Origin of the sequence: Streptomyces lasalocidi (assembly GCF_005280215.1) — a bacterium.
GTDB classification, from domain to species: Bacteria; Actinomycetota; Actinomycetes; order Streptomycetales; family Streptomycetaceae; genus Streptomyces; species Streptomyces longwoodensis.
Genome location: NZ_SZNQ01000001.1, coordinates 2,544,803 through 2,565,708, shown reverse-complemented (window position 1 = coordinate 2,565,708; position 20,906 = coordinate 2,544,803). Strand labels below are relative to the sequence as shown.

Here is a 20,906-nt window from a genome sequence, read left to right as displayed (position 1 = left end):
CCGTACGAACCGGGCGATCCTAGTGGGTGCGGCACGGCGCCCCCGCGCGTAGGCGAGAATGGACCCATGACTGCGTCCCGTCTCCACCGTGGCCCGGCGCGTAACCCTGCGCGGGGTGCGGGTTCCCACCGGGTCCGGGCGGTGCGGGGAGGGCGGTCGTGAGTCTCTTCCGGGACGACGGCGTCGTCCTGCGCACCCAGAAGCTCGGCGAGGCCGACCGGATCATCACGATGCTCACCCGCGGGCACGGGCGGGTGCGGGCGGTGGCGCGCGGGGTGCGGCGCACCAAGTCGAAGTTCGGGGCCCGGCTGGAGCCGTTCTCGCACGTCGACGTGCAGTTCTTCGCGCGCGGCAGCGAGCTCGTCGGGCGCGGGCTGCCGCTGTGCACCCAGAGCGAGACCATCGCACCGTACGGCGGCGGCATCGTCACCGACTACGCCCGCTACACGGCCGGGACGGCCATGCTGGAGACCGCCGAGCGGTTCACCGACCACGAGGGCGAGCCGGCCGTGCAGCAGTACCTGCTGCTGGTCGGGGCGCTGCGCACGCTCGCCCGCGGCGAGCACGCCCCGCACCTGGTACTGGACGCGTTCCTGCTGCGCTCCCTGGCCGTCAACGGCTACGCCCCGAGCTTCGGCGACTGCGCCAAGTGCGGCATGCCCGGCCCCAACCGGTTCTTCTCGGTGGCCTCCGGCGGCACGGTCTGCGCCGACTGCCGGGTGCCCGGCAGCGTCGTGCCGTCCCCGCAGACCCTTGTCCTGCTGGGCGCGCTGCTCACGGGAGACTGGGAGACGGCCGACGCCTGCGAGGCGCGGTACGTCCGCGAGGGCAGCGGACTGGTCTCCGCCTACCTGCACTGGCACCTGGAGCGCGGACTGCGCTCCCTGCGGTACGTGGAGAAGTGACCGCCCCGGCCCGCGCGGGCCGGAGCGGCCGAAGAGCAAGCAAGCAAGAGCAGAGGGACACGAGGGAGACGAGAAGCACATGGTCGTACGCGGCATCCTGGGGCGTCAGCGGCGCGAGTACCGGGCGCCCGAGCCGCACCCGTCCGGCGCGCGTCCGCCGAAGCTCCCGGGCGAGCTGGTCCCCGAGCACGTGGCGATCGTCATGGACGGCAACGGCCGCTGGGCCAAGGACCGCGGGCTGCCGCGCACCGAGGGCCACAAGGTCGGCGCCGAGCGCGTGCTCGACGTGCTCCAGGGCTCCATCGAGATCGGCGTCCGCAACATCTCCCTCTACGCCTTCTCCACGGAGAACTGGAAGCGCTCGCCCGACGAGGTGCGCTTCCTGATGAACTTCAACCGCGACTTCATCCGCAAGACCCGCGACACGCTCGACGAACTCGGCGTGCGGGTGCGCTGGGTGGGCCGGATGCCCAGGCTCTGGAAGTCGGTCGCCAAGGAGCTCCAGATCGCCCAGGAGCAGACCAAGGGCAACGACCGCCTGACGCTGTACTTCTGCATGAACTACGGCGGCCGCGCCGAGATCGCCGACGCGGCGAAGGCGCTCGCCGAGGACGTGCGGGCCGGCCGCCTGGACCCGTCCAAGGTCAACGAGAAGACCCTGCAGAAGTACCTGTACTACCCGGACATGCCGGACGTGGACCTGTTCCTGCGGCCCAGCGGCGAGCAGCGCACCTCCAACTACCTGCTCTGGCAGAGCGCGTACGCCGAGATGGTGTTCCAGGACGTGCTGTGGCCGGACTTCGACCGCCGCGACCTGTGGCGCGCCTGCCTGGAGTTCGCCTCCCGCGACCGCCGCTTCGGCGGCGCCATCCCCAACGAGGAACTGCTGGCCATGGAGGGCCACAGCCCCGACGAGCCCTCCTGAGCGACGGACGGGCGGGCACCACACACGACGACGCCCGCCCCGCACCCCGCGCGAGGCGGGGGCGGGGCGGGCGTCGTGTGTGCCGGGGTGGCGCGGACCGGGGGTCAGCAGCCCACGAGGCGGGACGCGAGGTAGCCCTCGATCTGGTCGAGGGACACGCGCTCCTGCTTCATCGAGTCGCGCTCGCGCACGGTGACCGCGTTGTCCTCGAGGGTGTCGAAGTCGACGGTCACGCAGTACGGGGTGCCGATCTCGTCCTGTCGGCGGTAACGGCGGCCGATGGCGCCGGCGTCGTCGAACTCGATGTTCCAGTGCTGGCGCAGGGCCTGGGCGAGGCCCTTGGCCTTGGGCGACAGCTCCGGGTTGCGGGACAGCGGCAGGACCGCGGCCTTCACCGGCGCGAGGCGGTGGTCCAGGCGCAGCACCGTCCGCTTCTCCAGCTTGCCCTTGGCGTTGGGCGCCTCGTCCTCGACGTACGCGTCCAGCAGGAAGGCGAGCATCGCCCGCCCGACACCGGCCGCCGGCTCGATGACGTACGGCGTCCAGCGCTCGCCGGCCTCCTGGTCGAAGTAGGAGAGGTCCTGGCCGGAGGCCTTGGCGTGCGCCGACAGGTCGTAGTCGGTGCGGTTGGCGACGCCCTCCAGCTCACCCCACTCGGAGCCGCCGAACTGGAAGCGGTACTCGATGTCGGCGGTGCGCTTGGAGTAGTGGGAGAGCTTCTCCTTCGGGTGCTCGTACCACCGCATGTTCTCCTCGCGCAGGCCCAGGCCGGTGTACCAGTTCCAGCGCTGCTCCATCCAGTACTCCTGCCACTGCTCGTCCTCGCCCGGCTTGACGAAGAACTCCATCTCCATCTGCTCGAACTCGCGGGTGCGGAAGATGAAGTTGCCGGGCGTGATCTCGTTGCGGAAGGACTTGCCGGTCTGGGCGATGCCGAACGGCGGCTTGCGGCGCGAAGTGGTCTGCACCTGGGCGAAGTTGGTGAAGATGCCCTGGGCGGTCTCCGGGCGCAGGTACGCGATGGAGCCGGTGTCCTGGGTGGGGCCGAGGTGGGTGGAGAGCAGGCCCGAGAACTGCTTGGGCTCGGTGAACTGACCCTTGACGCCGCAGTTGGGGCAGTTGATGTCGGCCAGGCCGTTCTCCGGGGCGCGGCCCTTCTTCTCCTCGTACCCCTCCTCCAGGTGGTCCGCGCGGAACCGCTTGTGGCAGGAGGTGCACTCGGTCAGCGGGTCGCTGAAGGTGGCGACGTGGCCGGAGGCGACCCACACCTCGGGGGCGAGGATCACGGACGAGTCGAGACCGACGACGTCCTCGCGGGAGGTCACCATGTAGCGCCACCACTGGCGCTTGATGTTCTCCTTCAGCTCGACACCGAGCGGCCCGTAGTCCCAGGCGGCGCGCTGACCGCCGTAGATCTCACTGCAGGGGAAAACGAAGCCACGGCGCTTGCTCAGGCTGACGATGGTGTCGATCTTGTCGGCGGCCACGGTGCTCTCTTCATTACGACGACGGGCGACGAAGCGAGGTGCTTCCAGCGAATGCTTCAGCGTACCGGCGCGGGCTCCCCCTCAACCAAATCGGGGGCCTGGCAGGGGGGCAAACCGGGGCCGGTCCGGCCCCCTGACGAGGCTTGTTGACAACGGTTTCCATCTTCGTTGAAAATGACTGTCATGAACGTACGACGACGCCTCATATCCGCCGCGGCGGTCACGGCCACCACCGTCCTCGGGATCGCCACCCTCACCGCCTGCGGCGGCGACACCGCGGCAGCGGGCAACACGGACGAGTTCGACGTCGTCGCCTCCTTCTACCCGATGGCCTTCCTCGCCGAGCGGATCGGCGGGGACCACGCGCACGTCACCAGCCTCACCCAGCCCGGCCAGGAGCCCCACGACCTGGAGATCAGCGCGCGGCAGACCGCGCGGCTCCAGGAGTCCGACGCGGTGCTCTACCTCAAGAACCTCCAGCCCTCCGTCGACGACGCCGTCGCCCAGTCCGGGGTCAGGACGAAGATCGACGCCGCGTCCCTGACCTCCCTGGAGAAGCACGGCAACGAGGTCGGCGGCCACGCGGCCGAGCACGACGACCACGAGGGCTCCGAGGGCGGGGAGTCGTCCGGCCTCGACCCCCACATCTGGCTCGACCCGGTGCGCTACGCCCAGGTCGCCGAGGGCGTCGGCGCGGCCTTCGCCAAGGCCGACCCCGGCCACGCGGCCGACTACCGCAAGAACACCGCCGACCTGGTGCGCCAACTGGACGCCCTGAACACCGAGTTCAAGACCGGCCTGGCCGCCACCCGGACCAAGGTCTTCCTCACCACCCACGCCGCCTTCGGCTACCTCGCCGAGCGCTACGGCCTCACCGAGGAGGCCATCAACGGCCTCGACCCCGAGTCCGAGCCCAGCGCCGCGCGCGTGAAGGAGCTGGAGAAGATGGCGAAGGCCGACGGGGTCACCACCGTCTTCTACGAGACGCTCGTCAGCGACAGGACGGCGAAGACCGTCGCCAAGGACGCGGGCCTGCGGACCGACGTCCTCGACCCGATCGAGGGCATCACCGAGAAGTCGCGGGGCGAGGACTACCTCCAGGTCATGCGGGCCAACCTCACGGCCCTGAAGACCGCCCTGGGGGCGAAGTGACCGACCGGACCGACCGGACAGACCGGGCCGACCGCAACGACAAGCCGGGGAGCGGCATGAGCGAGCCCGTCCTGGCGCTGCGCGGCGTCCGCGCCGAACTCGGCGCGCGCCCCGTCCTGCGCGGCATCGACCTGACCGTGGGCCGCGGCGAGGTCGTCGCCCTGCTCGGCGCGAACGGCTCCGGCAAGTCGACGGCCGTGCGCACCGTCATCGGCCAGGTCCCGGTGAGCGCGGGCACCGTCGAGCTGTTCGGCACGCCGCGGGCCCGCTTCCGCGACTGGGCCCGCCTCGGCTACGTGCCGCAGCGCACCACCGCCGCCGGCGGGGTGCCGGCCACCGTGACCGAGGTGGTGTCCTCGGGCCGGCTCTCCCGCACCCGCTTCGGCGTGTTCCGCAAGGCCGACCACGCGGCCGTACGGCACTCCCTGGAGCTGGTCGGCCTCGCGGACCGGGCCAGGGACCCGGTCGACGCCCTCTCCGGCGGCCAGCACCAGCGCGTGCTGATCGCCCGGGCCCTGGTCGCCGAGCCGGAGCTGCTGATCATGGACGAGCCGATGGCCGGTGTCGACCTGGCCAGCCAGGAGGTGCTCGCCGCGACCCTGCGCGAGCAGGTCGCCCGGGGCACCACCGTCCTGCTCGTCCTGCACGAGCTGGGCCCGCTGGAACCCCTCATCGACCGCGCGGTGGTGCTCCGCGACGGCTGTGTGCTGCACGACGGCCCGCCCCCGCGGGCGGTCGGCCAGCACGCCCTCCCCGGCCACGACCACGTCCACCCGCACTCACCGGCCGACGCCCACCCTCTCCGCACGGGACTGCTCAGCTGATGGAAATCCTCGACTACGCCTTCATGCAGCGGGCGCTGCTCGCCGCCGTCCTGGTCGGCATCACCGCCCCCGCCGTAGGCATCTACCTCGTCCAGCGCCGCCAGGCCCTGATGGGCGACGGCATCGGACACGTGGCCATGACCGGCGTCGGCCTCGGCTTCCTGCTGTCCACCTCCCCGGTGTGGACGGCCACCCTCGTGTCGGTGCTGGGTGCCGTCCTGATGGAGCTGATCCGCTGGTACGGCAAGACCCGCGGCGACATCGCCCTCGCGATGCTCTTCTACGGCGGCATGGCCGGCGGCGTGCTGTTCATCAACCTCGCGCCGGGCGGCTCCAACGCCAACCTCACCTCGTACCTCTTCGGGTCCCTGTCGACGGTGTCCGAGTCGGACGTGACGGCGATCTGCCTGCTCGCGGCGTTCGTGGTGCTGGTCGCCCTGGGCCTGCGCCGGCAGTTGTTCGCGGTGAGCCAGGACGAGGAGTTCGCCCGGGTGACCGGGCTGCCGGTGCGCGCCCTGAACCTGCTGACGGCGGTCACGGCCGCGGTCACGGTGACGGTCGCGATGCGGGTGGTCGGCCTGCTGCTGGTGTCGGCCCTGATGGTCGTGCCGGTCGCCGCCGCCCAGCAGCTGAGCCGCAGCTTCGCCGCGACGTTCGCCGTCGCCGTCGCGATCGGCGTCACGGTGACCATCGGCGGCACCGTCACCTCGTATTACCAGGACGTCCCGCCCGGCGCGACGATCGTGCTGCTGACCATCGCCGCGTTCCTGGTGCTGACCGCCCTGGCCGCCCCGCTGGCCCGGCGGCGCGCCCGCGCCCTGGCCGCCGGCAGCCCGCCCGGGGACCCGGCGGAGTGCGCGATTCCGGCCACGCGCGCGCCCGACGGCTCAGTCGGCGTCTGACCGGCCGGGAGCCGGGCTGGCACAATGGCCCGGCAGGTGCCGACGCGAGCCATCCGAAGGAGTGACCGGTGACGACCGCTGGACCGCCCGTGAAGGGCCGCGCCACCCGGCAGCGTGCCGCCGTGGCGGCGGCGCTCGACGAGGTCGACGAGTTCCGCAGCGCCCAGGACCTCCACGACATGCTCAAGCACAAGGGCGACTCGGTCGGTCTGACCACGGTCTACCGCACCCTGCAGTCCCTCGCCGAGGCCGGCGAGGTCGACGTGCTGCGCACCTCCGACGGCGAGTCCGTCTACCGCCGCTGCTCCACCGGCGAGCACCACCACCACCTGGTCTGCCGCGCCTGCGGCAAGGCCGTCGAGGTCGAGGGCCCGGCGGTGGAGAAGTGGGCCGAGGCGATCGCCGCGGAGCACGGCTACGTCAACGTGGCCCACACGGTGGAGATCTTCGGCACCTGCGCGGACTGCGCCGGCCTGACCGGACGCGACACCCGGACGAGTAACGAATAACAGATATTGAAATCTGTCAGTCGTCATGCCAAGCTGAGGGCATGACGATGCACACGCGCACGCTCGGAACCACCGGTCCCCAGGTCTCCGCCCTCGGCCTCGGCTGCATGGGCATGTCCGCGCTGTACGGCGAGGCGGACCGGGCGGAGTCGATCGCCACGATCCACGCCGCCCTGGACGCCGGGATCACCCTGCTCGACACCGGCGACTTCTACGCCATGGGCCACAACGAGATGCTGATCGGCGAGGCCCTGCGCACCGCGCCCGCCGCCCTGCGGGAGCAGGCCCGGGTCAGCGTGAAGTTCGGCGCCCTGCGCGACCCCGACGGCGCCTGGAGCGGGTACGACGGCCGCCCGGCCGCCGTGAAGAACTTCGCCGCGTACTCCCTCCAGCGCCTCGGCGTCGACCACATCGACGTCTACCGCATCGCCCGGCTCGACCCCGACGTCCCGGTCGAGGAGACCGTCGGCGCCATCGCCGAGCTCGTCGAGAAGGGGTACGTCCGGCACATCGGCCTCAGCGAGGTCGGCGCCGCGACGATCCGCCGCGCCGCCGCCACCGCCCCGATCTCCGACCTCCAGATCGAGTACTCGCTGATCTCCCGCGGCATCGAGGACGAGGTCCTGCCCACCACCCGCGAACTGGGCATCTCCGTCACCGCCTACGGCGTCCTGTCCCGCGGTCTGATCTCCGGCCACTTCACCCCCGACCGCCGGCTCGCCCCGAACGACTTCCGGGCCATGTCGCCCCGCTTCCAGGGCGAGAACCTCCAGCACAACCTCGGCCTCGTCGAGGCGCTGCGCGCGATCGCCGCGCACAAGGGCGTGACCGTCGCGCAGATCGCCATCGCCTGGGTGCTCTCCCGGGGCGAGGACATCGTGCCGCTGGTCGGCGCCCGCACCCGCGAGCGCCTGGCCGAGTCCCTGGGCGCGCTCGACGTCACGCTGGACGAGGCCGACCTCGACGCCATCGAGCGGGCCGTGCCCGCGGACGCCGCCGCCGGCGACCGCTACCCGGCCGCGCAGATGGCTCACCTCGGGAGCAAGTGAGGCCACCGGGTACGGTCTAGGACATGGCAGCGACCACCGAGACCCTGACCGCCGAGCGCATCCTCGAGGCGACCGAGGAGGTGCTGCGCCGCCACGGACCGGCCAAGGCCACCGTGGTCGACGTGGCCCGCGCGCTCGGCGTCAGCCACGGCAGCGTCTACCGCCACTTCCGTACCAAGGCCGCGCTGCGCGAGGCCGTCACCAAGCGCTGGCTGGACCGTACCTCCGAGCGGCTCGCGGTGATCGCCGCCGAGGACCGCGACGCCGGGGACCGGCTGCGGGACTGGCTCGCCGCGCTGTTCGAGGCCAAGCGGCACAAGGCGGGCGACGACCCGGAGCTGTTCGCCACCTACATGGTGCTGGTCGAGGAGAGCGGCCCCGCCGTCGGCGAGCACATCGAGGACCTCACCGCGCAGCTCGCCGTCGTCATCGGCGCGGGCGTCGCCGACGGCACCTTCACGGCCCCCGACCCGCTCACCGCGGCCCGCGCCGTCTTCCACGCCACCGGCCGCTTCCACGACCCCTGCCACGCCCGCGAGTGGACCGGCCCCGGCATCGAGGACGAGTTCACGGCGGTGGTGGACCTGCTGCTGCGGGGCCTGCGGCCCTGACGGGTTCTCCCTCGGATCACGCCGCGGCTTCCGGCCGCTCCTGCCGTTCGTCCCGCGTCACCAGTGCGTGCAGCCGGTCCAGGCGCTGCCGGCTGTCGTCGTCCGCCGGGGCGTACGTCACCATGCGGGCGCCGAACTCGGGGGTCAGCCAGAGGTCCGTGTGGTGCAGGGTGAGCAGGCCGACCCAGGGGTTGCGGAACAGCTTGATCCGGGTGGGGCTGGCGTAGACCTCGTAGCGGCGCCAGTTCTCCCGGAACGACGGAGACCGCTCCTCCAGCCGCGCCACGAGCATCTTCCAGGCGGGCTCGCCCAGATGACCGGCCATGGACGCCCGCAGCTTGGCCGCCATGACCCGCTCGGCCTCCTCCAGGTGCACGATCGAGGCCCGCCACTGCGGGTCGGTGTGCACGAGGAGCATGCAGTTGCGGTCCTCGGGCGGGACCGCGTCCAGGTCGCCCAGGAGGCGGCCGTAGACCCGGTTGTACGCGAGGATGTCGTAGCGGCTGTTCTGGATGCAGGCCGGCAAGGGCTCCAGCCGGCGCAGCATCTCCTCCAGCGCCGGGGTGACCGACGGGCAGCGCGCGGCGGGCGTCGGATCCGTCGCGCCGGCCAGCTGGAAGAGGTGGGCGCGCTCGCCGGCGTCGAGCATCAGGGTGCGGGCGAGGGCGTCGAGGACCTGCACGGAGACGTGGATGTCGCGGGCCTGTTCCAGCCAGGTGTACCAGGTGACGCCGACCGAGGAGAGCTGGGCGACCTCCTCCCGGCGCAGGCCCGGTGTGCGGCGGCGGGTGCCGCGCGGCAGGCCCACCTGCTCGGGGGTGATCCGCTCGCGGCGGCTGCGCAGGAACCCGGCCAGCTCGTGCCGCCGGATCTCCCGGCCGTCCCGCGCGGCCGCGCTCGTGGTGTGCGGGTGGGTGATCGCCGTACTCGCCATGTCTCCAGGGTGCCGTGGCGCGGATCCTGTTGCCAGGTACTCCTGCTACCAGGACAAGGACACTCTGGTACCCGTCTGGGCCGGGGCGCAGGCTCGGTCCCGTGACCGAGACAACACGCACGACCGGACCGACCGCACCCACCGGAAGGACCCCCACCCCGGGCACCCCGGACATCCCGCGCACCGCGTCGGCACCGCCCGCACTGGGCACGCTGGGACTGTTCACCGTGCTGCTGGCGGCGTCCCTGCCGCTCGTCGACTTCTTCATCGTCAACGTCGCCCTGCCCACCATGGGCCGCGACCTCGGCGCGAGCGAGTCCGTCCTGGAACTCGTCGTCGCCGGGTACGGCGTCGCCTACGCCGTGCTGCTCGTCCTGGGCGGTCGGCTCGGCGACCTCTTCGGGCGGCGCCGGCTCTTCCTCGGCGGCATGGCCGCCTTCGGCCTGACCTCGCTGGCCTGCGGCCTCGCGCCGGACGCCTGGACGCTGGTCGCCGCCCGCGTCGCGCAGGGCGCGTCGGCCGCCGCGATGCTCCCGCAGGTCCTCGCCACCATCCAGGCCGCCACCGAGGGCCCCCGCCGGGCCCACGCGATGAGCCTGTACGGCGCCACGGCCGGCCTGTCCATGGTGGCCGGCCAGATCCTCGGCGGGGTCCTGGTCGCCGCCGACCTCGCGGGCACCGGCTGGCGGTCGGTGTTCCTGGTCAACGTGCCCGTCGTGGTCGTCGGCCTGGTGCTGGCCGCCCGCGCGGTGCCCGAGACCCGCTCCCGGCGCCCCGAGCCGGTGGACGGGCCCGGCACGGCGCTGCTCGCGGCCGCGCTGCTGACGCTGCTCGTCCCGCTGACCGAGGGCCGGGCGGCCGGCTGGCCGCTGTGGACGTGGCTGTCCCTGGCCTCGTTCCCCTGTGCGGCGGGCGCGTTCTGGGCCGTGGAGCGCCGGGCCGACCGGCGGGGCCGTACACCGCTGGTGCCGCCGAGCCTGCTCGCGCTGACCTCGCTGCGGCGCGGACTGGTGATGATCGTGCCGTTCTCGATCGGCTTCAGCGGCTTCATGTTCGTCATCGCGGTCGCCCTCCAGCGGGGCGCGGGCCTGGACCCGGTCCCGGCGGGACTGGCCCTCGCCCCGATGGCCGTGGTGTTCCTGTGCGTCTCGCTGGCCGGTCCGCGGCTGGTCACCCGGTACGGCACCCGGGTGGTGGGCGCGGGCGCGGTGCTCCAGGGCGTCGGCGTGGCGCTGATGATGCTGGCGACGTGGCGCTCGTGGCCGGACCTCGGCCTGGTCGAGCTGCTGCCGGGCGCGGCGGTGGCCGGCGCCGGTCAGGCGCTCCAACTGCCGGTGCTGATGCGGATCGTGCTGTCCGAGGTGCCGCCGGCCCGGGCGGGCGTGGGCGGCGGGGTCATGGTGACCACCCAGCAGTCGGCCCTGGCCCTGGGCGTGGCCACCCTGGGCACCCTGTTCCTCTCCCTGGTCCCCCACACGGGCATGCGCGACGCCCTGCTGTGGACCCTGACGGCCCAACTGACCGGAGTCCTCCTCACAGGCGTCCTCAGCCTGCGCCTGCCACGCACGGTGCGCTGACACCCCGGGCCGGCGTCCGCACCTCAAGGGGCGCGGGGAACTGCGCGACCAGCCACGAACGACCCGCACCCGCCAGAGCACAACGACCCCCGACGGCGCCTAGGCCCGTGACTCCAGCCGCGGCGCAGCGCCCCGCACCTCACCCACCTCCAGGTCCGACGCCACCCGCTCCACCGACCGCCGCGCCCACGCCCCGCTGCTCACTGCCCCGAGCACCAGCACCAGCACCCCGCACCCCACCAGGATCCACCACCCCGGCACCGCCGCCGCGACGAACGACCCCCGGTACGACCCCGCGCCGATCCCCGACGCCAGCACCGCGCCGATCACCGCGACGCCGAGCGTCTGGCCGAGTTGGCGGCTGGTGGAGGCGACCGCCGCCGCCAGGCCTGCCTGGGCGCGGGGCATGCCGGAGACGGCGGTATTGGTGATCGGGGCGTTCACGAAGCCGAAGCCGATGCCGAACAGGACGTACCCGAGGAACAGCGTGCCGTCCGACGTCTCCGCCTCGAACGCGGCGAACAGCACCCCGCTCACCGTCATCGTCGCGCCCGCGACGAGCAGCGGCAGCCGCGGCCCCCGGGTGCCGACCAGCCGTCCGGACAGCGGTGCGCACAGGAACATCGGGACGGCCATCGGCAGCATCCACAGGCCGGCGTGCAGCGCGTCGAGCCCCCGTACGTTCTGCAGGTACAGCGTGGACAGGAACAGGAACCCGCCGAGCCCCGCGAACGCGCAGATCGCGACGAGCGTGGCGCCGCTGAACGGCACGGAGCGGAAGAAGCGCAGGTCGATGAGCGGTTCGTCGCGGCGGGGCTCGTACCACAGCAGCCCCAGCAGCCCGGCGAGGGCGATCGCCGCGAACGGCAGGACGGTGGCGGGGCCGCTCTCCGGCGCCTCGATGATCGCGTAGGTCAGCGAGCCGAACAGGACGATCACCAGCACCTGGCCCACCGGGTCGGGACGGCGAGCCCGGGGCGCGCGGGACTCGGGCACGAAGCGCAGGGTGAGCAGCAGGGCGGCCAGGCCGATCGGCAGGTTCACCCAGAAGATGGAGCGCCACCCCACGGACTCCACCAGCAGGCCGCCGACCAGCGGGCCGGCCGCCATGGAGATGCCGATCACCGCGCCCCACACACCGATGGCGCGGGCCCGCCCGCGCGGGTCGGTGAAGGTGTTGGTGATGATCGACATGGCGACCGGGTTGAGCATGGAGCCGCCGACCGCCTGCACCATGCGGAACACCACCAGCAGTTCCAGGCTGGGGGCGAGGGAGCACAGCAGCGAGCCGAGGGCGAACAGGACGAGCCCGGTCAGGAAGACCTTCCTGCGTCCGATCCGGTCGGCGGTGGAGCCCGAGAGCATCAGCAGCGAGGCGAGGACCAGGGTGTAGGCGTCGATGCTCCACTGGAGCCCCGCCGTGCTCGCGTCCAGGCCGCGCTGCATGGCGGGCAGGGCGACGTTGAGCGCGGTGGTGTCGAGGCTGACCATCAGGAGGCTGAAGCAGCAGATCGTCAGGACCAGCAGGCGCCGGCGGTGGCTGAGCTCGGGCATAGGTGAATAGTACGCCTAACTAAAGAATGTCGCCCCACCGGGTGCCGTACGGGAGAATGGGGGAATGCCCACGACCGCGCCCGCCCAGAACACGACCCTGCAGATCGGCCCGCACGCCGTCCGGCCCCCGGTGGTCCTCGCCCCCATGGCCGGCATCACGAACGCCCCGTTCCGCACGCTGTGCCGGGAGTTCAGCGGCGGCAAGGGCCTCTTCGTCAGTGAGATGATCACCACGCGGGCGCTGGTCGAGCGCAACGAGAAGACCATGCAGCTGATCCACTTCGACGCGAGCGAGGACCCGCGCTCGATCCAGCTGTACGGCGTCGACCCGGCGACCGTCGGCAAGGCCGTCCGCATGATCGCGGAGGAGGGCCTGGCCGACCACATCGACCTCAACTTCGGCTGCCCGGTGCCCAAGGTCACCCGCCGGGGCGGCGGCTCCGCCCTGCCGTACAAGCGCCCCCTGCTGCGGGCCATCCTGCGCGAGGCGGTCACCGGGGCCGGCGACCTGCCGGTCACCATGAAGATGCGCAAGGGCATCGACGACGACCACCTCACCTACCTCGATGCCGGCCGCATCGCCGTCGAGGAGGGCGTCACCGCCATCGCCCTGCACGGCAGGACCACCGCCCAGCACTACGGCGGCACCGCCGACTGGGAGGCCATCGCCCGCCTCAAGGAGCACGTGCCGGAGATCCCCGTCCTCGGCAACGGCGACATCTGGTCCGCCGAGGACGCCCTGCGCATGGTGCGCGAGACCGGCTGCGACGGCGTCGTCGTCGGCCGCGGCTGCCTCGGCCGCCCGTGGCTGTTCGCCGACCTGGTCGCCGCCTTCGAGGGCCGTACGACCGACCTGGCGCGCCCCGCGCTGCGGGAGGTCGCCGACGTCATGGTCCGGCACGCCACCCTGCTCGGGGAGTGGATCGGCGACGAGGCACGGGGCGTGATCGACTTCCGCAAGCACGTCGCCTGGTACCTCAAGGGCTTCGCGGTCGGCAGCGAGATGCGCAAGCGGCTGGCGATCACCTCGTCGCTGGCCGAGCTGCGGGCCGGCCTCGACGAGCTGGACCTGGACCAGCCCTGGCCGGACGGCGCCGACGGGCCCCGCGGCCGTACGTCCGGCAACAACCGGGTGGTGCTGCCGGACGGCTGGCTGAAGGACCCGTACGACTGCGCGGGCATCGGCGAGGACGCCGAGCTGGACACCTCGGGCGGCTGACCTCCGCCCGCCCGGGGCGTCAGCCCCCGCTCGGGTGCGGGGTGGAGCCGTAGGCCAGCAGGAAGCGGTCGCGGAAGGCGCTCATCTTCCACACCGGGGCGCCGTGCGCCGGGCGCAGCCCGTCCGTCCAGCCCCAGTCGGCGATCCGGTCGAGGACCTTCGGGTCCTTGGCCACGATCGAGATCGGCACGTCCCGGCTGGCGTGGGTGCCGCTGACCCGGGAGATCGGCTGGTGGTCGCCGAGGAAGACCAGCACGGTGTCGTCGGTGCCGTAGCGCTCCAGCCACTGGGTCAGCGCGGTCACCGAGTACTGGATCGACTTGCCGTACTCCTCGCGGGAGGCGGTGGTGTCGGCGATGACGTCCCCGGCCCGGCGGCCCGCCTTCTCGATCGGGCCGAACACCGAGCCGTCGCCCAGCTCGTCCCAGCCCACCATCTTCGGGATCGGTGCCCACGGCTGGTGGCTGGAGGTCAGGATGATCTCCGACATCAGCGGCTTGTCGCGCTGCTTGCCGTGCACCATCCGCTGGTACGCCTCCAGCGCGTACTGGTCCGGCATCGTCGACCAGCTGAACTTCGGTCCCTGGTAGCCCAGTTGGAAGGCGTTGTAGACCTTGTCCAGGCCGTAGTACTTCTGCTCCGGCCAGCCCTTCTGCACGCCCGGCATCACCCCGACGGTGTCCCAGGCGCCCGTCTTGCGGAACGCCTTGGTCAGGGACAGGTGGTCGCTGGCCATCACCGTGCGGTAGCGCTGCTGGTTGTCGATCCACAGCCCCGACAGGGTGGTGGAGTGGCCGAGCCAGCTGCTGCCGCCGTAGGTCGCCGAGGTCAGCCAGCCGCTCTTCGCCCGGTACCCGGCCTTCTCCAGCGCGGCGGTGCTCGACGCGAGCGTCCGGTCGACACCGGGCGCCATGACCGGGTCCTCGATCGCGCTGCGCCCGTAGCTCTCGATGAACGTGAACACCACGTCCTTGCCACGCAGGTCCGGCACCAGCTGGGCGGCGGGCGTGTTGCCGAACCGGTCGGCCCGGGCCTCCTTGCCGAACGCGGCCTCGTCGCGCAGCGTGTCGCGCACCCGGTCGGTCTGCGCGTTCAGCGCGCCCGCCGCCCGGTGCACGGTGAGCGGCTGCCCGGCCAGCTGGACCGTCAGGACGGAACAGGTGATCCACACCGTGCCGGCCACCAGGGTGACCCGGGTCGACGTCTGCGCGTCGCGCCCGAGGACGGTGCCGACGCGCACCATCGCCGCCGCCATGCCGGCGAACAGCGCCACCACCAGGACCAGCACCCCGGCCGTCAGCAGGGCCGTGGTCGTCCCGCCCAGCGAGTCGGCGAGGTAGGAGCGGGCGTCGTCCAGCAGCTCCCAGTCGAGGACCAGGTTGAACCCCCGCCCGAGGTACGAGCCGAACCCCATGTCCAGCAGGTTCACCACGGTCAGCGCTGCCAGGCCCGCCCCGCCCAGCGCCGCCACCACCCCGCGGGGCCGGCGCGGCAGCGCGGTGAGCACGGCCGCCACCACGACCGCCTCCCCGGGCAGCCGCAGCAGCATCCTCGGCTCGAACCCGGTGAGCGGCACCGGCAGCAGCAGTGCCAGGTAGAGGAGCACGACCGACAGCACGGTGGTGGCCCACCACACCACCCGCGCGGCCCGCGGGTACCTCTCCCGCCAGGCCCGCAGCCGGGCGAGGCGCGCGCCCGCCCCGCGCCCGCGCGGGGCCCCGGAGGTCTCCGCGGCGACGACCTCCCCGGCGGGATCCTGCGCGGCCGGGCTCGCGGCGGTGGTGCTGCGGGTGCCGCCCGCGTCGCCTGTGTCGTCCGCGTCGCCGACGTCAACCGTGTCGCCCACGTCAACCGTGGCGCCCGCGTCGTCGCTGTGCTCCGTGTCGCCCTGCGGGGCAGGGCTCTCGGTGGCGGGGCCCGCGGTCCCTCCCGCGTCGCCCTGGGCGGCCGGCTTCCCCGCGGTGGCGCTCCGGGTGTCGTCCGGCCCCGCACTCGCGGTCAGCGCGGAGTCCGTCGTCGCCTCCGCGTCCGGGTCGGCCGGGGACGTCGGGGCGGGCGGGGCGGGCGAGGGTGTGGAGGCGGGCACCCGGGGGTCCTTCCGTGCGGCGGCCGGTCGAGGGGCGGACCCGGGGTGGGCCGGATCCGCCACCGTTGCGTACGGCCCCCCGCGGGCCCGCGTTCAGCCCCGACGGCCCGTGCTCGGCAAACACCGCGCAAACACCCGCCCAAGGAGTCACCGGCGCTCCGGCCGGGGAAGCCGCCGGGTCACCTGCCGGGGCCGCCGTTCACGCCCCGCCGACCGCCGTGAGCAGCGCCAGCGGGGCCGCCGCCGACCGTGACTCCCGCACGCACGCGTACGGGTACGGCACCGGCTCCGGGTGCGTGTCGCGGCCGTAGCCCGCCAGGACCTCCGGCAGCCGGTGCCCGGTCGCCGCCGCCGCGTCGACCAGCGCGTGCGCGACCGTGCGGGCCTCGTCGTGCAGGCCGTAGCGGGCCAGGCCCAGCGCGATCAGCGCGTTGTCGTGCGGCCAGACCGAGCCGCGGTGGTACGACAGCGGGTGGTACGCCGGCTGCCCGGCGGCCAGCGTGCGCACGCCCCAGCCGGAGAAGAAGTCCTCCTCCAGCAGGCGCCTGCCCACCAGTTCGCCGTACTCCTTGTCCAGCAGCCCCGACCACAGCAGGTGCCCGGCGTCCGAGGCGAGCGCGTCGACCGGGCGGCCGGTGCCGTCCAGCGCCAGCGCCGGGAAGTTCCGCCGGGGCATCCAGAAGTCCCGCTGGAAGCGGTCGCGCAGGTCGGCCGCGGCCTGGGCGAGCAGCGCGCCGTACGTGCCGTCGTCCCACACCGTGCGCGCCAGCCACGCCGTGCGGCGCAGCGCGTCGTACGCGTAGCCCTGGGCGCCCGCCGCCATCACCGCCCCGCTCGGGCGGCTGCCGTCGGCCGAACAGATGGCGCCGGGGGAGTCCTTCCAGTTCTGGTTGGCCAGGCCGCCCCGGTCGGCGCGGTACACCAGGTAGCCGCGCGAGGTGAGCCCCCCGTGGTCCAGCATCCAGCCGACGGCGGCCCGGGCGTGCGGCTCGAGCCGGCGGGCCAGGGCGGTGTCCCCGGTCCGCTCGGTGTACGCCCCGAGCAGCACCAGGAACAGCGGGGTGGCGTCCACCGAGCCGTAGTACCGGCCGTACGGCACCTGACCGAAGTGGGCCAGCTCGCCGTGGCGCACCTCGTGCACGATCTTGCCGGGCTGCGCCACCGCCTCCCGGCCGCCCCCGGTGGCCTGCGCCGCCGCGAGCGCGAGCAGCGTGGCGGCCGCCGGCTGCGGCCGGTAGGGCAGCGCGAACAGCGAGGTGAGCAGCGCGTCGCGGCCCAGCAGCGTCAGGAACCAGGGCGCGCCCGCCGCCGGCACCCGCAGCTCCTCGCCGTCCGGGCCGGTGGCCGGGACCTGGAGCGCAGCCAGGTCCGCGAGCCCGCGCGCACAGGCCGCCGCCAGCTCCGGCCAGTCCGACGGGAACGCCACGCCCTCGACGAACCTCCCCTCGGCGGCGCGCTGTCGCCCGGCGAGCGCGGCGGGGGACCGCGGCACGCGCAGCGCCCGCTTCTCGCCGTGCGGCCGGGCCATCACCCTCAGCACCAGCTCCGTGGTGCCGTGCGGGTCCGGCTCCAGCGTCCACACGAGGCGGCGGGCGCCGGTGCCGGTCTCCTCCACGGCGTCCGGGGCGGGCTCGGCGGTCACCGTCGTCCGGGACAGCCACGCGCCGCGCCGGTAGGTGAACTCCACGCCGTCGTCGAGGACTTCGCGGGCGCGGACGGCGCCCCCCTTGGTGTAGGTGCGGTGGTCGGAGCGCAGCTCGAACTGGTCGGTGAAGTCGGCGTCGACGGTGACCGCGAGCCGTACCGTCGTCGGCACGGGGCGGTTGTTGGTCACCCGCAGCGACTCCACGAACGAGCCGTCGCCCACGGCCTGTTCGCGCGAGAGCGTGCAGGACGGCGGCTCGCCGCGGCCGCCGCGCGGCACGAGCACGCAGCGGGCGGTGTCCCCTTCGGCGACCGGGGCCAGCGGCTCCGGCACGGCGCCGTCCACGGTGAGCTGCCAGCGGCTGAGGTGCCGCGCGTCCCGCACGAACAGCCCCGGCGGGCAGGCTCCGGTGCCGCGCCCGCCGCCGATGTCCCCGCGGTCGTCGACGGCGGCGAACGTCCCGCCGTACACGAGCAGATGATGCCGGTCCGTCATCCCCGGTCCCCTCCCTGGGTCTGCCTGGGTCTCCCTGCGTCTGCCTGGTCTGCCTGCTGTGCCTGCCGTGCCTGGTCCGCCCGGTCGCGGTGGTGGCCGCGGTCGCCGTGACCGCCGTGGCCGGTGCCGTGTCAGCCGTGGAGCGCGGCGTCCTCGCCGGACGCGTCGTGCAGCAGGTCGAGCGTGAGGGCCGCGGTCCAGCCGAAGCCGGTCGCGCCGCAGGCCTCGCCGGTGTACGGGTCGACGTACTCCGCGAAGTCCGAGGCCGCCGCGAGCTCCGGCACCGCCGTGCGCAGCGCGTCGGCGTGCGCCCGCTCGCCGTGCAGCCGCAGGCCCCGCTCCAGCAGCCAGCCGGTGTTGAACCAGGCGGGCCCGCGCCAGTAGCGGTGCGGGTCGAACGTCTCGCCCAGCAGGTCGTGGCTCGGCACCAGCCGGGTGCTCGTGCCCAGCCCGAAGTGGGGCCCGGTGAGCGTGCCCACGAGCGCGCGGGCCACCTCGCGCGGCAGGCCGGGCAGCAGCAGCGGGACCAGCCCGGTGACCCCGCGCTCGGGGACCGCCTCACCGGTGAGCACGTCCCGGCACAGGAACAGGCCGTACGCCGGGTCCCACAGCCGCTCCACCAGGGCCGCCGTCAGCCGCTCCGCGCGCGCGTGGCGGGCCGTGCCCGTCGCCCCGAGCTCGCGCGCGATGCGGGCGAGCGCGTGCTCGGAGACGGCGAGCAGGGCGTTGAAGGAGGGGTCCTCGACCGCGAACGCGCCCCGCCCGTCGCGGTACTCCCCGTCCCGGTAGTCGGCCGCCAGCCGCACGTACCGCCCGTAGTCCAGGTCCGTCGGCCGGTCCTCGGGCGCGCCGTGGGCCAGGTCGGCGCGGCGGAAGGAGCGGGCCGGTGCGGGGGCGACCCGGGACAGCGGGGCGTCCCAGCAGGGGCTGTTGTCCATGCCCTGCTCCCAGGGGTGCACGACGGACACCAGCCCGCCCCCGCCCAGGTCGCGCCGGTGCAGCAGATAGCGGTGCCAGGCGGCCAGCCGGGGGTACACCCGGGCCAGGAAGCCGCGCGCCCGCGACAGCGCGGGGTCGGCGCGGTGCACCAGCCACGCGGCCAGGGCGTGCACCGGTGGCTGCACGATGCCGGAGGTCTGTACGGTGCGCGGTGCCCCGGCGGTGCGCCCGGCGGTCGTGGAGCGCCAGAAGTCGGGGCTCGGGAAGTAGGCGTCGAGCGGGACGGAGGGGTGGAAGACGATGTGCGGCACGCGTCCGTCACCCCACTGGGCGGCCAGCAGCGTCTCCAGCTCGGTCTGCGCCCGCAGCGGCGCCACGTGCCGCAGGCCGATCGCGATGAACGCCGAGTCCCAGGACCACTGGTGCGGGTACAGCCCGCGCGAGGGCACCGTGGAGGTGCCGGTCCAGTTGGCGTCGAGCACGGCCACCGCCCGCGCGTGCGGCGTGCCCGGCGCGGAGGATGGATCGTATGCGAAGGCGCGCACCGGGCGGGCGGTGAGCTGGGCGGTTCCGTCCACTCGGGGCTCCCCGGGGGTTCGGCGGTGGCTACCGTGAGGTTACGTCGGATTAACACGCAGAACTCACTATGTAATGCACGATGGATATACACAAGGGGGTGCGCATGACCGGACGCGGCCACGGGGGCCGGAGCCAGGCGAGCGCCGGGGACCTGCTCGACCTGGTGCGCACGGGCCGGGCCACGACCCGCGGCGCCCTCCAGCAGGTCACCGGCCTGTCCCGGGCCACCGTCGGCCAGCGCCTGGACCGGCTCTTCCGCGCGGGCTGGCTGCGCGAGGGCGCGGGCGGCCCGGTCGACTCGCCGCTCGGCGGACGTCCGTCCATCACCCTGGAGTTCGACGACGCGCACGCGGTCGTCCTCGCCGCCGACCTCGACACCCGGCACGCGCGCGCGGCGGTGCTCACCCTCACCGGCGAGATCCTGGCCGAGCACGCGGGCCCGCTCGCCGTCGAGGACGGGCCCGAGCGGGTGCTGGACGAGCTGGGCCGCTGGTTCGCCGAGGTGCTGGCCCGGGCCGGGCACGCCCCGGCGGAGGTGTGCGGCATCGGCCTCGCGGTGCCCGGGCCGGTGGACAGCGGGACCGGCCGCGTGGTCCAGCCGCCGATGATGCCCGGCTGGGACGGTTACGACATACGCGGCCGGCTCGCCAGGGCGTTCGGCGAGCACACGGGCGCCGGACCGGTGCCGGTGCTGGTCGACAACGACGCCAACCTGATGGCGTACGGCGAACAGCGCGCCTCCTACCCCGACTGCTCGGCGTTCGTGCTGGTCAAGGTCTCCACCGGCATCGGCGCCGGCGTCGTGGTGGACGGCTCCCCGTACCGGGGGATCGACGGCGGCGCGGGGGACCTCGGGCACATCCGGGTGCCGGACGGCGCCGGCGCGCTGTGCCGCTGCGGCTCCTACGGCTGCCTCGCCGCCCTGGCCAGCGGCGGTGCGGTGGCCCGGCGCCTGGCGGCGGCCGGGGTGCCGGCCGCGTCCGGCTCCGACGTGCGGGACCTGCTCGCGGCCGGACACCCGGAGGCGGCGGCGCTGGCCCGGGAGGCCGGCCGGCGGGTCGGCGAGGTCCTGGCCACGGTGGTGACGCTGCTCAACCCGGGTGTGCTGGTGCTCGCCGGGGACCTGGCGGGGACGCCGTTCGTGACGGGCGTGCGCGAGCTGCTGTACCAGCGGGCGCTGCCCCGCTCGACGGCCCGCCTGGAGGTGGTGACCTCCCGGCTCGGCGAGCAGGCGGGCCTGGTGGGCGCGGGGGCACTGGTGGTGGACCACCTGTACGCGCCGGAGCGGGTGGAGGAGCGGTTGCTGGCGCTGGGGGTGTGAGGGGGTGTGACCCCCGGCGGGTGACCCGGCGGCCCGGCGACTCGCCGCGCGCGTGACAGACGTGTTTCCGTCCGGGTACCCGTCCGCATGGTGACACCGGACGGCCTGTGGCAGCGTGATTCTCGCCACCTCTGATCGGGGTGATGCTCAGATGAGCGGATCATGGGCGTCTGCACTTCTCCAAAGGGTGGCA

At 73.8% G+C, this 20,906-nt stretch carries 17 protein-coding genes; 11 read left to right on the top strand and 6 right to left on the bottom strand.

What is annotated here, in order from left to right; all coding sequences use genetic code 11:
* Nucleotides 1-158: 158 nt before the first annotated feature.
* Nucleotides 159-905 carry a DNA repair protein RecO gene (gene recO / locus E4U91_RS11445; RefSeq protein ID WP_137306755.1) on the top strand — a complete coding sequence of 249 codons (747 nt, stop codon included), beginning with the start codon at nucleotides 159-161 and terminating at the stop codon, nucleotides 903-905.
* Nucleotides 906-984: 79 nt separating this feature from the next.
* Nucleotides 985-1,830, top strand: a complete 846-nt coding sequence (locus E4U91_RS11440) for an isoprenyl transferase (RefSeq protein WP_137306754.1) — start codon at nucleotides 985-987, stop codon at nucleotides 1,828-1,830.
* Nucleotides 1,831-1,934: 104 nt separating this feature from the next.
* Here E4U91_RS11440 and E4U91_RS11435 read toward each other — a convergent pair whose 3' ends face one another.
* A complete protein-coding gene (locus E4U91_RS11435) occupies nucleotides 1,935-3,317 on the bottom strand; it encodes a glycine--tRNA ligase (protein ID WP_067241287.1) in 1,383 nt (460 codons plus the stop codon).
* 183 nt (nucleotides 3,318-3,500) lie between these two features.
* Between E4U91_RS11435 and E4U91_RS11430 the strand changes: the two genes are divergently transcribed.
* From E4U91_RS11430 to E4U91_RS11405, 6 genes are all read left to right on the top strand, one after another.
* Entirely contained in the window at nucleotides 3,501-4,469 is a 969-nt protein-coding gene (locus E4U91_RS11430) for a metal ABC transporter substrate-binding protein (protein WP_137306753.1), read from the top strand.
* A gap of 56 nt (nucleotides 4,470-4,525) precedes the next feature.
* Entirely contained in the window at nucleotides 4,526-5,293 is a 768-nt protein-coding gene (locus tag E4U91_RS11425; protein WP_137306752.1) for a metal ABC transporter ATP-binding protein, read from the top strand.
* The gene (locus E4U91_RS11420; RefSeq protein ID WP_137306751.1) at nucleotides 5,293-6,195 is read left to right on the top strand and encodes a metal ABC transporter permease; all 903 of its coding nucleotides are present in this window, start codon (nucleotides 5,293-5,295) and stop codon (nucleotides 6,193-6,195) included. Before E4U91_RS11425 ends, E4U91_RS11420 begins: the two co-directional genes overlap by 1 nt.
* Nucleotides 6,196-6,263: 68 nt before the next feature.
* Nucleotides 6,264-6,704 (top strand): Fur family transcriptional regulator, encoded by a 441-nt coding sequence (locus E4U91_RS11415; RefSeq protein WP_137298261.1) that lies wholly within the window; start codon nucleotides 6,264-6,266, stop codon nucleotides 6,702-6,704.
* Nucleotides 6,705-6,745: 41 nt separating this feature from the next.
* The gene (locus E4U91_RS11410; protein WP_137306750.1) at nucleotides 6,746-7,753 is read left to right on the top strand and encodes an aldo/keto reductase; all 1,008 of its coding nucleotides are present in this window, start codon (nucleotides 6,746-6,748) and stop codon (nucleotides 7,751-7,753) included.
* Between the two features lie 23 nt (nucleotides 7,754-7,776).
* Entirely contained in the window at nucleotides 7,777-8,364 is a 588-nt protein-coding gene (locus E4U91_RS11405) for a TetR/AcrR family transcriptional regulator (RefSeq protein ID WP_137306749.1), read from the top strand.
* Nucleotides 8,365-8,380: 16 nt separating this feature from the next.
* Here E4U91_RS11405 and E4U91_RS11400 read toward each other — a convergent pair whose 3' ends face one another.
* On the bottom strand, nucleotides 8,381-9,298 hold the full coding sequence (locus E4U91_RS11400; protein WP_137306748.1) for a helix-turn-helix transcriptional regulator: 918 nt from the start codon (nucleotides 9,296-9,298) through the stop codon (nucleotides 8,381-8,383).
* A 173-nt stretch (nucleotides 9,299-9,471) separates the two neighbouring features.
* Between E4U91_RS11400 and E4U91_RS11395 the strand changes: the two genes are divergently transcribed.
* Nucleotides 9,472-10,875 (top strand): MFS transporter, encoded by a 1,404-nt coding sequence (locus tag E4U91_RS11395; protein ID WP_137310774.1) that lies wholly within the window; start codon nucleotides 9,472-9,474, stop codon nucleotides 10,873-10,875.
* 99 nt (nucleotides 10,876-10,974) lie between these two features.
* Here the strand turns inward: E4U91_RS11395 and E4U91_RS11390 are convergent, their stop codons facing one another.
* On the bottom strand, nucleotides 10,975-12,429 hold the full coding sequence (locus E4U91_RS11390; protein WP_137306747.1) for an MFS transporter: 1,455 nt from the start codon (nucleotides 12,427-12,429) through the stop codon (nucleotides 10,975-10,977).
* A gap of 64 nt (nucleotides 12,430-12,493) precedes the next feature.
* On the opposite strand from E4U91_RS11390, the gene dusB reads away from it, so the two are divergent.
* A complete protein-coding gene (dusB, locus tag E4U91_RS11385) occupies nucleotides 12,494-13,648 on the top strand; it encodes a tRNA dihydrouridine synthase DusB (protein ID WP_137306746.1) in 1,155 nt (384 codons plus the stop codon).
* A 19-nt stretch (nucleotides 13,649-13,667) separates the two neighbouring features.
* On the opposite strand, the gene E4U91_RS11380 is transcribed toward dusB, so the two are convergent.
* From E4U91_RS11380 to E4U91_RS11370, 3 genes are all read right to left on the bottom strand, one after another.
* On the bottom strand, nucleotides 13,668-15,734 hold the full coding sequence (locus tag E4U91_RS11380; protein ID WP_137306745.1) for an LTA synthase family protein: 2,067 nt from the start codon (nucleotides 15,732-15,734) through the stop codon (nucleotides 13,668-13,670).
* A gap of 199 nt (nucleotides 15,735-15,933) precedes the next feature.
* On the bottom strand, nucleotides 15,934-17,874 hold the full coding sequence (locus tag E4U91_RS11375; RefSeq protein ID WP_137306744.1) for an amylo-alpha-1,6-glucosidase: 1,941 nt from the start codon (nucleotides 17,872-17,874) through the stop codon (nucleotides 15,934-15,936).
* 131 nt (nucleotides 17,875-18,005) lie between these two features.
* A complete protein-coding gene (locus tag E4U91_RS11370; RefSeq protein ID WP_137306743.1) occupies nucleotides 18,006-19,391 on the bottom strand; it encodes an MGH1-like glycoside hydrolase domain-containing protein in 1,386 nt (461 codons plus the stop codon).
* A gap of 104 nt (nucleotides 19,392-19,495) precedes the next feature.
* Here E4U91_RS11370 and E4U91_RS11365 point away from each other — a divergent pair, with 104 nt between their 5' ends.
* Nucleotides 19,496-20,713 carry an ROK family transcriptional regulator gene (locus E4U91_RS11365; RefSeq protein WP_137306742.1) on the top strand — a complete coding sequence of 406 codons (1,218 nt, stop codon included), beginning with the start codon at nucleotides 19,496-19,498 and terminating at the stop codon, nucleotides 20,711-20,713.
* Nucleotides 20,714-20,906: the final 193 nt, after the last annotated feature.